Below are 14,161 nucleotides of genomic sequence, written 5' to 3' on the forward strand. Positions count from 1 at the left end.
CGCCGAATAGTGGGGGACCGGCGGCCGCCATCAGCCGCTGGGTGGTGTTCTGCGTGCCCAGCGCGCGCCCACTCCAATAGGGCCCGGCGTACTCCGTGATCGCGGTCGCCTGCAAACCGTTGTCGAGGACCGCGATCACCGAGATCGCGATCATCAGCGCCACGTCATAGCGTGAACCCTGGTTGTCGATGAGTGCGAGTAGGAACAGGCTCGCGGCAGCGGCGATAGCGATAATGCGGACCGGCCGCATTCGTGAGCCGACATGATCCGACCAGCGACCGACCGCGATGCGGCCCAGCGCACCCAGCAGCTGCGACACCGTGACCAGAATTCCGGCCGCGGCCACCGACCAGCCATGGTGATTCATCAGCCAGACCAGCATGAAGGTCACTGTCACCGTCTGAGGCATCATCAACAGCGCCGATGCCGCGTGTATTCGCCACAACACGAACGATCCGCGGTACGGATTGGCCAGTTCCTGGCGGGTAGCGCTCTTCCGGGACTTGTGTGGCGGATCGATCACGCCCAGGGCGCTGGCCACCGCCGCCATCGTGCATACCACCGCGGGAAACATCAGTCCGTGATGGATGCTGCGTTCGGCCAGCTCGGGGATCACCAACGCGCCTAACGCAATTCCGAGCGGCTGAGCGGTCTGCCGGATTCCCATCGCCAGACCGCGTTGGTGTGGTGGGAACCAACCCGAGACCAGCCGGCCACCGGCGCTGTTACAGCTGGCGGCCGCCATGCCCCCAAGGAACAGATAGATACCCATCAGGAAAAGCGAATGCACCGATGCCGCGGCATAAGCCGCCATTGCGGTCAATGCAGAGCCCACGGTCAGCACAATCCGTTCGCCAACGTGGTCCAGCACATAGCCCCACGCGACCAGCGTTACCACCATGCCCCAGCTGGGCATGGACGCCAACAACGCCGCCGTGGCGAGAGGGGTTGCGTGCTCGTTTTGCAACCGGGGGATCAGGAAGGCTACGCCGTTGATGAAGAGAAACGAGCTCGCCGTGGCAACCAGCGAGACGAGCACAATCCACCAGCGCGCGGACAGAGTCAATTCCTGCACGCCGCTTGGTTCGTCTGGCATCAGCTCATGCTTGCACACCCCCGCGCCCGCTCGCGGGGTGTATGACCAGGCGGCCGGCTAGGTGCGATGGTGACGGCCCGCAGCGCCCGGCTGCGCCGCGCTCGCGACCGTCACTAGGCTCATCCGAATGCGCCTTGGTCGAATCGCCAGCCCAGACGGTGTCGCCTTCGTGAGCATCGAAGGCGAGCTGGACGATCCGGACGGAATGACCGTCCGTGAAATCGCAGAACACCCGTTTGGCACGCCAAACTTCACCGGCCGCTCATGGCCGCTGGCCGACGTCCGGTTGTTGGCCCCGATACTTGCAAGCAAGGTGGTCTGCGTTGGGAAGAATTACACCGACCACATCGCTGAGATGGGCCACCACACCGGGCCCGTGCCCGCGGACCCGGTGATATTCCTTAAGCCCAGCACCGCGATTATCGGTCCGAATGTTCCGATTCGCTTGCCGCACACAGCATCACCGGTTCACTTCGAGGGCGAGCTGGCGATAGTGATCGGTCGGCCGTGCAAGGACGTCCCCGCCGCACAAGCCGCCGACAACATCCTCGGCTTCACCATCGGCAACGACGTGTCGGCACGCGACCAGCAGAAATCCGACGGCCAATGGACCCGGGCAAAAGGGCACGACACATTCTGTCCGGTTGGGCCATGGATCGTCACCGATCTGGATCCGCTAGACCCCGCCGATCTCGACCTGTGCACCGAGGTGAACGGCGAGGTCAAACAACATGCCCGCACTTCGCTGATGATCCACGACATCGGTTCGATCGTGGAATGGATCTCGGGCGTAATGACGTTGTTGCCGGGTGATCTCATCCTCACCGGAACACCGGCCGGAGTCGGCCCCATCGAGGACGGTGACAACGTCTCCATCACCATCGAGGGAATCGGCACGTTGACCAATCCCGTAGTCCGCAAAGGAAAGTCGTGAACTCATCGAGCGTCCGGGTCCGATTCTGCCCGTCGCCCACCGGTATTCCTCACGTCGGTATGATCCGTACCGCGCTGTTCAACTGGGCGTATGCCCGGCATACCGGCGGGACTTTCGTTTTCCGCATCGAAGACACCGATGCCCAGCGCGATAGCGAGGAAAGCTATCTGTCTCTGCTGGACGCCTTGCGTTGGCTCGGCCTGGACTGGGACGAGGGGCCTGAGGTGGGCGGACCCTACGGCCCCTATCGGCAGTCGGAGCGCACCGACATCTACCGCGACGTGGTTGCCAAGTTGCTGGCGGCCGGCGAAGCCTACGAAGCCTTCTCTACGCCGGAAGAGGTTGAAGCTCGCCACATTGCCGCCGGCCGCAACCCGAAGCTGGGCTACGACAATCACGACCGTGATCTGACCGACGAGCAGCGCGCGGCATACTTAGCCGAGGGCCGCCGGCCGGTGGTGCGGCTGCGGATGCCCGATACCGAAATCAGTTGGCACGACCTAGTGCGCGGTCCCACCACGTTCGCGGTGGGATCGGTGCCTGATTTCGCGTTGACCCGGGCAAACGGTGATCCGTTGTACACCTTGGTCAACCCCTGCGACGACGCGCTGATGAAGATCACACACGTGCTGCGGGGCGAGGACCTGCTGCCATCGACTCCGCGACAGATCGCGTTGTATCAGTCGTTGATTCGCATCGGCGTAGCCGAGTATGTTCCGCAATTCGCGCACCTGCCATCGGTGTTGGGGGACGGGACAAAGAAGCTCTCAAAGCGCGACCCGCAGTCGAATCTGTTTGCCCACCGCGACCGGGGCTTCATTCCGGAAGGATTGCTGAACTATCTTGCGCTGCTGGGTTGGGCCATCGCCGACGACCACGACTTGTTTAGCCTCGAGGAGATGGTGGCCGCCTTCGACGTTGCCGATGTAAACGCCAATCCAGCCAGATTCGACCAGAAGAAGGCCGACGCGATCAACGCCGAACATATCCGGATGCTAGCCGCGAACGACTTCACCGTCAGGTTGCGCGCCTATCTGGATACACACGGGCATCGCCTCGATTTGACCGAACCGGCATTCGCCACCGCCGCGAACTTGGTGCAGACCCGAATAGTCGTGCTGGGTGATGCTTGGGACCTGTTGAAGTTCTTGAATGACGATCAGTACGCGATTGATCCCAAGGCCGCCGCCAAGGAGCTGGGTCCTGACGCCGCCGCGGTACTCGACGCGGCGGTTGCGGCGCTGGAGGGTGTGACCGAATGGACTACCGCTCACATCGAGGACGCCTTGAAAGCAGCGCTGATCGAGGGGCTGGCACTCAAACCACGCAAGGCGTTCGGCCCGGTCCGGGTCGCCGCGACTGGAACAACGATCAGTCCGCCGTTGTTCGAATCGTTGGAACTGCTCGGCTCTGGCCGCAGTCTGCAGCGGCTGCGCGATGCCCGCGAGCGGGTGGGCTCGCCGTAGTGGAGTACCGAGTGACCGCAGAATCGAGCCGGCTTGCGGATTGGCGGCGAACTCTTTGGTAGTCTGCACGTCGGTCGACAACGGCTGGCCACAGCGTGTCAGGATGCGGGTTAAGTTCGCAAAATGGCGCTGACCAGCGGTTTTAGGCAGCCAATGGGGTATGGTGTAATTGGCAACACAGCTGATTCTGGTTCAGCCATTCTAGGTTCGAGTCCTGGTACCCCAGCAAAGCTCCACCACCGCAAGCGATTAGGTGGGCTTACCGGGTTGAGCTATGCTGACAGCTCGGATCGGTTCTGGCCCCGTCGTCTAGCGGCCTAGGACGCCGCCCTCTCACGGCGGTAGCGTGGGTTCGAATCCCATCGGGGCTACAACTTAGCGAGAGTGTCATTCGCTACTGGTCGGTTTGGCCGATCCCAGCACGGTCGGTGCGGTGGTTCCGCCCACCGGCATGCTGGGCAACCCGAGCTTGCGGTGATCCCAGGAGCGGGTGCGGCGCGTGACGATGCGGACGCCGACGCGTTTGTTCATCATCTGATCGACCATGGGCTTCACATCGTCGCTGTAGGGGCCGGTGTAGCGCTCCCACACGCTGACCCCGACCCGGAATAGGGCGTCGGCGTCGTCGACGATCTCGGCGATGCCTTCGAAAGATACCCCCCGCAGGGTGTCGTAGGTGTCTCCGTCTTCGAGCAGAAAACTGACGCGCGGATCCCGCCTGACGTTGACGGCTTTTTGTGACTTGGCTTTGGTCTCGAGCCAGACCTCGCCGTCGACCAAGGCGTACCACATCGCGGTCAGGTGAGGCTGTCCGTCGGCGCCGATGGTGGCCAGTGTGCCGGTGCGGCTGTTGGTGACGAAGTCGGCTATTTCAGCCTCGGACATGACGATGTCGGCGCGCTGCTTTGTTCCCATGGCGTCAGTCTGTCAGGCGGCGGCGGCCGGCGGGCCGGCGGACGGTTGCGCACCGCGCCAGCGTCACCTGGTGTCGTCAACCGGGCGTGTGCAGCGGACAGGGACTCGGCGTGGCCACCAGAACCAGCGGCCTAGTAGGGCTGCGACGGCGGGCATCATGAAGGCGCGGACGACCAGGGTGTCGTAGAGCAGTCCGATCATGATGGTGGTGCCGACTTGGCCGACGACGCGTAGGTCGCTGGTGATCATGGAGCCCATGGTGAAGGCGAAGACGAGGCCGGCGATGGTGACGACGCGGCCGGTGTTGGCCATGGCGCGGATCATGCCGGTGTTGAGGCCGGCGGTGATTTCTTCTTGGAAGCGGGCCACTAGGAGCAGGTTGTAGTCGGATCCGACGGCGAGCATGACGATGATGGCCATGGGTAGGACCAGCCAGTGCAGGGGCATGTGGAGGAGGTGTTGCCAGATCAGCACGGACAGTCCGAAGGCCGCACCGAGTGAGAGGGCGACGGTGCCGACGATGACGGCGGCGGCGACGATGCTTCGGGTGATGGCGAGCATGACCATGAAGACCAGGCATAGGGAGGCCACGATGGCGATCATGAGGTCGTAGGTGGCGCCTTGGTGGATGTCTTTGTAGGTGGCTGCGGTGCCGGCGAGGTAGAGGTTGGCGGCTGCTAGGGGGGTTCCTTTGATGGCTTCGCTGGCGGCTTGCAGGATCGGGTCGATGTGGGCGATGCCGGTGGCGGTGGCGGGGTCGCCTTGGTGGGTGATGAGGAAGCGGGCGGCGGTGCCGGTGGGGGATAGGAACAGGGTGAGGCCGCGTTGGAAGTCGGGGTTGTCGAAGGCTTCGGGGGGTAGGTAGAAGGAGTCGTCGTTGTGGGAGGCATCGAGTGCTTGTCCCATGGCGGTGGCGTTGTGGGTGAGGTCTTGCATTTGGGTGATTAGTGCCGAGAAGGTGCTGGCGGTGGTTTGGGTGAGGTCTTTGACGGTTTGCATGGTGAGGATGGTGGGGTGGATGAGGGCCAGCAGTTGGGGTTGGAGGGTGTCGATGTGGTCGAGGTCGGTGGTGAGGGTGGCGATGTCTTGGCTGAGTTTGTCGACGCCGTCGACGGCGTCGAGCAGTGCGCGCAGGGAGGCGCAGATGGGGATGTCGAAGCAGTGGTGTTCCCAGTAGAAGTAGCTTCGGATGGGGCGCCAGTAGTCGTCGAAGTTGGCGAGTTGGTCGCGCAGTTGGTTGGTGGTGGCTTGCATGTGTCGGGTGTGGGTGAGCATGTCGTGGTTGGTGTTGGTGAGTTCTCGGGTCAGGGTTTCTTGGCGTTGGGCGAGTTCGATCATGGTTTGGAGTTGGTCGGTCATGCGGTACATGTCGGCGACGCGGTTTTTGAGGTAGCCGATGTTTTCGAGGGTGATGGTGTTTTGCATGTTGAGTTGGAAGGGGATGGAGCTGTGTTCGATCGGTGAGCCCAGGGGGCGGGTGATGCTTTGGACGCGGGCGATGCCGGGTAGGTGGAAGACGGCTTTGGTGATGCGGTCGAGCAGCATCATGTCGGTGGGGTTGCGTAGGTCGTGGTCGGTTTCGATCATCAGGACTTCGGGTTCCATCCGGGCCGGGGGGAAGTGGCGGTCGGAGGCGCGGTAGCCGATGCTGGAGGGTGCGTTGGTGGGGATGTAGTGGCGTTCGTCGTAGTTGGTTTGGTATTTGGGTAGGGCCAGCAGGCCGATCAGTGAGATTAGTGCGGTGGCGACTAGGACGGGGCCGGGCCAGCGCACCACGATGGTGCCGATGCGTCGCCAGCGGCGGGTGGTGGTGTTGCGTTTGGGGTCAAAGATTGTCCATCGGCTGCTGATGGCGATGACCGCCGGTGCCAGGGTCAGTGAGGCCGCGACGACCACCAGCAGTCCGATTGAGCAGGGTGCGCCGAGGGTCTGAAAGTAGGGCAGGCGGGTAAAGCTGAGGCAGTACATGGCCCCGGCCACGGTTAGGCCCGAGCCCAGGACCACATGAGCCGTGCCACCGAACATGCTGTAATACGCCAGTTCTCGGTTCTGACCGGCGGTGCGGGCCTCCTGATACCGACCAACCAAAAAAATGATGTAGTCCGTCGACGCCGCAATCGTCAGCGTGGTAAGCACATTGATGGCGAAGGTCGACAGTCCGATGATTTCGTTGACGGCCAGACTGGCAATGGCGCCCCGGGCCGCAAGCAGTTCGATCCCAACGGTCAGCAGCATCGTAAGAACTGTGGACAGTGACCGGTAGGCAATCAACAGCACGATCGTGATCACCGCAATCGTTACGGCGGTGAGCTTTTGCAGGCTACTGTTACCGGAAGCGTCTTGATCGGCGCCCAGCGCGCCGGGACCCGTTACGTAGGCCTTGAGGCCGGGCGGTGGCGGCACACTCTGCACGATCCGTTGCACCGCAGCGACGGCATCGTTGGCCCGCGCGCTACCTAGCCCACCGGTGAGGTAGAGCTGGACGTAGGCGGCTTTGCCGTCAACGCTTTGCGAGCCCGCCGCGGTCAGCCTGTCGCCCCAGAAATCGTCGATGTGCTCGACATGAGCCGTGTCCCGCGACAACCGGGCAATCAGGGCGTCGTAATACCGGTGCGCCTCATCACCGAGCGCGGACTGACCCTCCAGAACCACCATTACGGTGTTATCGGAGTCGAACTGCTGAAAGTCCTTGCCGATCCGCTTCATCGCGACCAGCGAGGGAGCGTCATTGGGGCTTAACGACACGGAGTGCGCTTTGGCTACCGCCTCGATCTGTGGTGCGGCAATGTTCGCGCCGACGGTAAACACAACCCAGAGGACAATGACCGGTATCGGTAATTTTTGGACGATCCGGGCGATGGATGCCCACCCGGCAGCGTGTTCGGTCCTCACGCAGATTTCGCTAGGTAGCTGGTTTCGACGGTGCCGCGACGTCCGATGGCCTGTCCGTCACCCTGGGCGGCCCGGCGGGCGACCGCGTGCGGCCGAGTGCACTTCGGGTTCCCGGTTCTGGCCACCACAAGAACGATCATCACAATCGGCACCTCTATGCGCCTCACGAAGCGGATCATCGAACTCCCGTTCAGCATTGTCCGGTTGCAACGGTCGCTGTGCGCCTAACCCATCGCGACCGTGGAGATTCTCGGCCGCGCCGCGAGTCGGTGAAATTCTTGCACCAAGGCTGGGCTGTTCGCTTATGAATGGCCGAAACCACGAAAGAATTTGCGGCGCTGCGGCTTTCCTTTGGGGGTGCGCCTTGCGCGGCACTATCCAAGCTATTGCCCGGTCGACTCGTGGTAGACGCTGGTGATCGCGCTGACGGTCGGACCCACGTCGCCTATGTCGTGGTCCGCAGTTGAAATCAGGCGCAGTTGAACAATCCCCGGCGGCACCACCGGATAGGTCACCGCTGAGCAGAAAATTCCGTACTCGTGGCGTAGTCGAGTCAGGAAGGTGAGTGCGGCCAGCGGGTCCATGGGCAGGTACACCGGCGTGATCAGACTATTCGTTTTGCCGATACTCAGGCCGCTGCTCGTCAACGATGTTTGCAGTTCGCCGGCAACCGTGTGTGCCCGCTCGCGCAGCTCGGGCCGGGTACGCATCAGCTGCAGGCGCACTCTGTTTCCCGCGACTATCGGACCGGGCAGGCCCCTGGAGAAGATTTGGGACCGCATCGTGTACCGAAGCTGCCAAATTACGTCGGCTTGTGATGCGACGAATGCGCCGACGCCCGCCGCCGCCTTGGTGAATGTCCCGAAGTAGAGGTCGATTCCGTCCTGTACGTCCTGTTCTTCCCCGGTACCGCCGCCGTTGGCGCCCAGCACGCCGAAGCCGTGGGCATCGTCGACGAGGAGCCGGAAGTCGTACTTTTTCTTCAGCTCCACTATTTCGCGTAGTGCGCCCTGGTCTCCGGACATTCCGAAGACACCCTCGGTGACCACCAACACCCCGGCGTCGGCGGCACGCACCCGGTCGATTTCGATGAGGTACGACTCCAGCTGGTCGATGTTGTTATGGGAGAACATTCGGATTTGATCGCGACCTTTCCGATGCAATCGAATCCCGTCAATGATGCACGCGTGATTTTCCGCATCCGACACGATCCAGTCCGCGGCCGTCGTCAGCGAATCGATGAGTGAGACCATGCCCTGGTAGCCGTAGTTGAGGAACAGTGCTGCCGGCTTCTTCGTGTAGTCGGCCAGCTCTTGTTCGAGCTGTTCGACATCATCCGTTTCACCTGACATCATTCTCGAGCCCATGGGGGTCGCAAGCCCATACCGACTGGCGAATTCGGCATCGGCTGACCGGACTTCCGGGTGATTTGCGAGACCAAGATAATTGTTGAGGTTCCATACGATGTATTCGCGTTCCCGCCACACCATGCGTGACCCGATGGCGGCACTCAACTTGGGAAAGGTAGCGATGCCATGCACGGCGTGCGAAATTTGCACTAGCGGATCATGGTGGTCCGCGACAAGTTTGGCGAATAGGTCCATGTCTCCCATCACTTAGTTGGCCCCGAGGGCATTAGCGGGGCGATCGAGTGGTTGCGGTGGCAGCCGGGGATGGGGGTGACAGCCGAATCGCGACGAACGCTGCACGGCGGTGAACCCCGAGATGGCCGCGGAGTTGGTTGCGGTAGTCGACAGCGTTGGCGGAGCTTCTAGCCCGGTGACCGCGGGCGGTAGGCAAAGCGGCGTGCGACAGATCGCACTGCGGGTAGCACCCTTCGAGTGGGGTCGGCGTTGCGCTGATCATGGTGCCGGTCGGGCGTTGAGGGTCGTTGTTGGCCTAATAACCCGCTGATGAATAAATGACGGCCGTGCCGGGCTCTGATGATCAGCGCTCCTTCCGTACCCCCGTTGGCAGAATGGTACGCATTTCGGGGCTCGTCAGCTGTACTACAGCCAAAAAGAAGTGCGCCTGGCGGATCATTCGGCGGGTTTGACAATGAGTCCGCGGCCCGGTGTGGTCATCGGCGAGCAGGAAGGCGAGCAGGACGGGCATTTGTGACCAAGTGCACCTAAAGTCGCCGGTTGAGTTCGTCGGCAGCTGCCAGTAGGTCAGCCGCCCAGCGCGCTCCCGGGCGTCGGCCCATCCGGTCGATGGGCCCTGATACCGAGATGGCGGCGATCACCACACCGCGACCGTCGCGCACCGGCGCCGAAACGCTTGCCACGCCGGGCTCGCGTTCGGCCACGCTCTGCGCCCAACCGCGGCGGCGCACTTCGGCCAGCACCCGATCGGTGAATTGCGCATCCGGCAACACCGCTTGTTGGGTGGCGGCGTCACTGTGGGCCAGCAGCACTTTGGCTCCCGAGCCGGCAGTCAGCGGCAACCGGGCGCCTACCGGCACCGTATCGCGAAGGCCTGCAGACGGTTCCAAGGCGGCCACGCAGACCCGGGACATGCCCTCGCGGCGATACAACTGCACGCTTTCTCCGGTGGTCTCCCGCAATCGAGGCAGTATCGTCGCGCTCGCCGCCAGCAAGGGATCGTTGACCCGGGCGGCGAGTTCGGAGACTGCGGCCCCGAGGTGCCAACGGCCGCCGTCGTCGCGTCCGAGCAGGCGATGCGCTTCCAAGGCCGCCGCCAGCCGGTATGCGGTGGCCCTGGGCAGTCCCGTCCGCTCACACAGTTCGGCTAGTCCGCACGGAGATTCGGCGACCGTATGTAGCAGGCCCACCGCTTTGTCGAGAACACCGATGCCGCTATGCTGTCTCACAAAGGGATACTAGCGTCTCGCATTCTGAGATACCAGTTCGGACTGACTGAGCCGCGCAGAAGCGAATCGAGGAGATTCGAGATGGCGTTCGATAGCGACAGGCCGCGCACGCTGGCGGAAAAGGTCTGGGACGACCACGTTGTGGTCGCTGGCCAGAACGGCGAGCCCGATCTGATCTATATCGATCTGCATTTGGTGCACGAGGTCACCAGCCCGCAGGCCTTCGACGGCCTGCGCCTGGCTGGTCGCCGGGTGCGCCGTCCCGATCTGACGATCGCCACCGAGGATCACAATGTGCCCACCATCGACATCGACAAGCCCATCGCCGACCTCGTGTCGCGTGCTCAGGTGGAGACGTTGCGGCGCAACTGTTCAGAATTCGGCATCCGGCTACATCCGATGGGCGACATCGAGCAGGGCATCGTGCATGTCGTGGGACCCCAGCTGGGCCTCACCCAGCCCGGAATGACGATTGTGTGTGGCGACAGCCACACTTCCACCCACGGCGCTTTTGGCGCGTTGGCAATGGGAATCGGCACTTCCGAAGTCGAACATGTGCTCGCGACCCAGACGTTGCCGTTGCGGCCGTTCAAGACGATGGCCGTCAACGTCGACGGGCGCCTGCCCGCGGGGGTATCCGCCAAGGACATCATCCTTGCGCTGATTGCCAAGATCGGCACCGGTGGTGGCCAAGGTCATGTCATCGAATACCGGGGCAGCGCCATTGAATCGCTGTCCATGGAAGGCCGGATGACGATCTGCAACATGAGCATCGAAGCCGGCGCCCGCGCGGGCATGGTGGCGCCGGACGAGACCACGTACGAATTTTTGTGTGATCGCTCACACGCGCCAACCGGAGCCCAGTGGGACGCCGCCCTGCGGTATTGGCAACAACTGCGGACTGATTCCGGTGCCGTGTTCGACACCGAGGTTCACCTCGATGCCGCCGAGTTGAGCCCCTTCGTCACCTGGGGAACCAATCCGGGGCAGGGTGTGCCGCTGTCGGCGGCGGTGCCGGATCCCGAGCTGATAACCGGCGATGCGGAGCGCCAGGCCGCCGAGAAAGCATTGGCGTACATGGATCTTCGGCCGGGAATGGCCATGCGCGACATCGGCGTCGATACCGTGTTCGTGGGGTCATGCACCAACGGTCGTATCGAAGATCTGCGGGTGGTGGCTGACGTGTTACGGGGCCGCAAGCTGGCCCGGGGGGTTCGGATGCTCGTTGTTCCGGGATCGATGCGGGTTCGTGAGCAGGCAGATCGGGAGGGACTCGGCGAAGTCTTCACCGCCGCGGGCGCCGAATGGCGGCAGGCGGGATGCTCTATGTGCCTGGGGATGAACCCCGATCAACTTGCGCCCGGGGAGCGGTGCGCCGCGACATCCAACCGCAATTTTGAAGGGCGGCAGGGCAAGGGCGGCCGGACTCACCTGGTTTCGCCGGCGGTGGCCGCCGCGACCGCGGTGCGTGGCACCCTGTCCGCGCCGTCGGATTTGGATTGAATCGAAAGAGGTAAGCGCCATGGAAGCCTTTGTCACCCATACCGGCATCGGTGTGCCGCTGCGTCGGTCCAACGTCGACACCGATCAGATCATCCCTGCGGTCTTTCTGAAGCGTGTCACCCGAACCGGTTTCGAAGACGGTTTGTTCGCGAGCTGGCGCTCGGATCCCGCATTCATCCTAAACCTCAGCCCCTTTGACCGGGGCTCGGTGTTGGTCGCCGGACCCGATTTCGGCACCGGATCTTCCCGGGAGCACGCTGTCTGGGCGCTCATGGACTACGGATTCAGAGTGGTTATCTCATCTCGGTTCGGAGACATTTTCCGCGGCAACGCGGGCAAGGCGGGGCTGTTGGCGGCCGAAGTTGACCAAGATGGCGTCGAACTTCTTTGGAAGCTCATCGAGCAGAGTCCGGGTTTGGAAATCACTGTCAATCTTCAAGATCGAATTGTCACCGCCGGAACAGTGGTGCTGCCGTTCAAGATTGACGACCACACCGCGTGGCGACTCCTTGAAGGACTTGACGATATAGCCCTTACGCTGCGGAAACTCGACGAAATCGAGTCTTACGAGGCGGCTTACCCGGCCTGGAAACCACGCACTTTACCGGCTCAATGAACGGTCGACTGACGCGCAATTCAGACTCCGGCAAGCCTGGGTAACACGGTCGAGCCGAACCCATTTTGAGGCCGCGCCACCGGTCAAGGGCGGCAATCGGATTGCGAAAATGGCGTTCAGCGGGGTCTGAAATTGCGCGTGGCTCTTGGAAATCAGGCGGGTAAGGGTTTACCGTGTTCGCTAGTCGGTCCATAAACGAGGACCGCTAGCTTCGGAGGGTTGGATGAACAAAGCAGAGCTCATTGACGTGCTCACACAGAAATTGGGCTCGGACCGTAAGCAGGCGACTGCTGCCGTCGAGAATGTCGTCGACACCATTGTGCGCGCCGTGCACAAGGGCGACAGCGTCACGATTACCGGATTCGGTGTGTTCGAACAGCGTCGCCGCGCGGCTCGCGTGGCACGCAATCCGCGTACCGGTGAGACGGTGAAGGTTAAGCCGACGTCCGTTCCGGCATTTCGTCCCGGTGCCCAATTCAAAGCGGTTGTGGCTGGCGCGCAGCGTCTCCCATCGGAAGGTCCCGCTGTGAAGCGTGGTGTGATGGCCAGTGCTGCCGCCAAGAAGGCGGCAAAGAAAGCTCCGGCCAGGAAGGCCGCGGCGAAGGCTACCGCCAAGAGGGCCGCGACCAAGGCACCGGCCAAGAAGGCCGCGACCAAGGCACCGGCCAAGAAGGCCGCGACCAAGGCACCGGCCAAGAAGCCGCCAAGAAGGCGACCAAGGCTGTGGTGAAGAAGACCGCCGCCAAGGCACCCGTGCGTAAGGCGGCGACCAAGGCTCCGGTCAAGAAGGCGGCGGCAAAGAGGCCGGCCACCAAGGCTCCCGCCAAGAAGGCGACGAGCACCAGGCGCGGTCGCAAGTAGATCGGTATAGGCGCAGATACCCTTCGGGTGGTAGCACAATGCCGCCCGGGGGGTATTCGCGTGTTATGCCTGCACGTTGGCGGCCAGCGCGCCGCCGATGTGGTCAGCCGCGATGAGCCGGTCGCCGGCTAGCGAGAGCACCCACGTGCTGCCCTTGTGGTTGCGCGATTTGTCGGATCGTACGCCGTCGCGTTCGCACCACCATGCGATCAGATGCGGAATTACCTTGCCCTGCGAGCAGATCACCGGCGTGCCCTCGTGCGCAGCGATTCGCAGCAGCCGTTGCCGGGCTCGTTTGGGGTTCTTTGCGTAGGCCTCCTCGGTGAGGGCGGGCTCGTTGTGGATGGCCACTTCCAGTTCCTCGGCTAGTGGCTGCACCGTCTGATGGCAGCGCACCCGGTCGGCCGCGTACACCTCGGTAGCGCCGAAAGCCAATAGCTGCGCGACGAGCGCCTCCGCCTGAGCGCGTCCCTTCTTATCCAACGGCCGCTTGGCGTCATCGCCGGCAAATCGTGACCTGCTGCCCGCGCTCCCGTGCCGGACCACCAACACGGTTTTGGTCTCGGCGGGCTGTTTGACGAATCTCCGCATGACCTTTCGATCCTGTGCATAGTCAAGTTTTTTCATGGCATCGGCGGGTGGTAGCCAGATGAGGTTGTCGACCTCGCTGCCGGCGACAAACGCCCCGCTCAGGCAGCGCGCGGCCCAGTAGTAAACCTTCTTGACGCCCTGGTCGACCGAATAGCTCACCGTGACCAGACGCCTGCCCAGGTGGGCGTGGTAGCCGGTCTCCTCGAGCACCTCACGCACCGCGGCCACCGGCGCGGTCTCTCCGGGATCCACCTTGCCCTTGGGCAGCGACCAATCGTCGTACCGGGGTCGGTGAATGACAGCGATCTCAACTGCCCCCTTGGCATTGCCGGGGCGCCACAGCACCGCGCCGGCGGCATAAACAGTCTTGCCTCCCGACCGCCGGCGGACCGACGAGCTGGGGATCGACACTTTAACTCCTGCAGGTCAATTCGGTCTGGGCCGCGCACGGTCG

The 14,161-nt window shown here is 63.0% G+C and carries 10 protein-coding genes, 2 tRNA genes and 2 pseudogenes; 7 read left to right on the forward strand and 7 right to left on the reverse strand.

Features of this window, described 5'->3' with window-relative positions:
- Positions 1 to 25 precede the first annotated feature (25 nt).
- Positions 26 to 1,096: pseudogene (locus MB901379_RS07360) on the reverse strand (MFS transporter); the annotation flags it as partial.
- A gap of 127 nt (positions 1,097 to 1,223) precedes the next feature.
- Here MB901379_RS07360 and MB901379_RS07365 point away from each other — a divergent pair.
- The 4 genes from MB901379_RS07365 to MB901379_RS07380 all read left to right on the forward strand — a co-directional run bounded on the left by MB901379_RS07365 (position 1,224) and on the right by MB901379_RS07380 (position 3,867).
- The gene (locus MB901379_RS07365; protein ID WP_158016013.1) at positions 1,224 to 2,030 is read left to right on the forward strand and encodes a fumarylacetoacetate hydrolase family protein; all 807 of its coding nucleotides are present in this window, start codon (positions 1,224 to 1,226) and stop codon (positions 2,028 to 2,030) included.
- Entirely contained in the window at positions 2,027 to 3,496 is a 1,470-nt protein-coding gene (gene gltX / locus MB901379_RS07370) for a glutamate--tRNA ligase (RefSeq protein WP_158016014.1), read from the forward strand. The genes MB901379_RS07365 and gltX overlap by 4 nt, the downstream gene beginning before the upstream one ends.
- Positions 3,497 to 3,650: 154 nt before the next feature.
- A tRNA-Gln gene (locus MB901379_RS07375) sits at positions 3,651 to 3,722 on the forward strand.
- A gap of 72 nt (positions 3,723 to 3,794) precedes the next feature.
- A tRNA-Glu gene (locus tag MB901379_RS07380) sits at positions 3,795 to 3,867 on the forward strand.
- Positions 3,868 to 3,883: 16 nt separating this feature from the next.
- Here MB901379_RS07380 and MB901379_RS07385 read toward each other — a convergent pair.
- The 5 genes from MB901379_RS07385 to MB901379_RS07405 form a co-directional block, all read right to left on the reverse strand.
- Positions 3,884 to 4,411 carry a PPOX class F420-dependent oxidoreductase gene (locus MB901379_RS07385; RefSeq protein WP_158016015.1) on the reverse strand — a complete coding sequence of 176 codons (528 nt, stop codon included), beginning with the start codon at positions 4,409 to 4,411 and terminating at the stop codon, positions 3,884 to 3,886.
- Positions 4,412 to 4,474: 63 nt separating this feature from the next.
- Entirely contained in the window at positions 4,475 to 7,303 is a 2,829-nt protein-coding gene (locus tag MB901379_RS07390) for an MMPL/RND family transporter (RefSeq protein WP_158016016.1), read from the reverse strand.
- Complete coding sequence (locus MB901379_RS07395; RefSeq protein WP_232022014.1) at positions 7,300 to 7,455, reverse strand: hypothetical protein; 156 nt, start codon at positions 7,453 to 7,455, stop codon at positions 7,300 to 7,302. The genes MB901379_RS07390 and MB901379_RS07395 overlap by 4 nt, the downstream gene beginning before the upstream one ends.
- Positions 7,456 to 7,686: 231 nt before the next feature.
- Positions 7,687 to 8,907 (reverse strand): aminotransferase class I/II-fold pyridoxal phosphate-dependent enzyme, encoded by a 1,221-nt coding sequence (locus tag MB901379_RS07400; RefSeq protein WP_158016018.1) that lies wholly within the window; start codon positions 8,905 to 8,907, stop codon positions 7,687 to 7,689.
- Positions 8,908 to 9,434: 527 nt separating this feature from the next.
- Complete coding sequence (locus tag MB901379_RS07405) at positions 9,435 to 10,136, reverse strand: IclR family transcriptional regulator (RefSeq protein WP_158016019.1); 702 nt, start codon at positions 10,134 to 10,136, stop codon at positions 9,435 to 9,437.
- An 81-nt stretch (positions 10,137 to 10,217) separates the two neighbouring features.
- Between MB901379_RS07405 and leuC the strand changes: the two genes are divergently transcribed.
- The 3 genes and pseudogenes from leuC (at position 10,218) to MB901379_RS07420 (ending at position 13,116) form a co-directional block, all read left to right on the forward strand.
- Entirely contained in the window at positions 10,218 to 11,639 is a 1,422-nt protein-coding gene (gene leuC, locus MB901379_RS07410; protein WP_158016020.1) for a 3-isopropylmalate dehydratase large subunit, read from the forward strand.
- A 19-nt stretch (positions 11,640 to 11,658) separates the two neighbouring features.
- Positions 11,659 to 12,255, forward strand: a complete 597-nt coding sequence (leuD, locus tag MB901379_RS07415) for a 3-isopropylmalate dehydratase small subunit (protein ID WP_158016021.1) — start codon at positions 11,659 to 11,661, stop codon at positions 12,253 to 12,255.
- A 223-nt stretch (positions 12,256 to 12,478) separates the two neighbouring features.
- Positions 12,479 to 13,116: pseudogene (locus MB901379_RS07420) on the forward strand (HU family DNA-binding protein).
- A 63-nt stretch (positions 13,117 to 13,179) separates the two neighbouring features.
- Here the strand turns inward: MB901379_RS07420 and mutT1 are convergent.
- Positions 13,180 to 14,118: an 8-oxo-(d)GTP phosphatase MutT1 gene (mutT1, locus tag MB901379_RS07430; RefSeq protein ID WP_158016024.1), complete on the reverse strand. Its 939-nt coding sequence runs from the start codon at positions 14,116 to 14,118 to the stop codon at positions 13,180 to 13,182.
- Between the last annotated feature and the right edge of the window lie 43 nt (positions 14,119 to 14,161).

Source organism: Mycobacterium basiliense (genome assembly GCF_900292015.1).
In the GTDB taxonomy this organism is placed as follows: Bacteria; Actinomycetota; Actinomycetes; order Mycobacteriales; family Mycobacteriaceae; genus Mycobacterium; species Mycobacterium basiliense.

Coding starts and splice junctions, on each gene's coding strand:
- MB901379_RS07385 (WP_158016015.1), bottom strand. CDS start 4,411: ATGGGAACAAAGCAGCGCGCCGACATCGTCATGTCCGAGGCTGAAATA.
- leuD (WP_158016021.1), top strand. CDS start 11,659: ATGGAAGCCTTTGTCACCCATACCGGCATCGGTGTGCCGCTGCGTCGG.
- leuC (WP_158016020.1), top strand. CDS start 10,218: ATGGCGTTCGATAGCGACAGGCCGCGCACGCTGGCGGAAAAGGTCTGG.
- MB901379_RS07365 (WP_158016013.1), top strand. CDS start 1,224: ATGCGCCTTGGTCGAATCGCCAGCCCAGACGGTGTCGCCTTCGTGAGC.
- MB901379_RS07400 (WP_158016018.1), bottom strand. CDS start 8,907: ATGGACCTATTCGCCAAACTTGTCGCGGACCACCATGATCCGCTAGTG.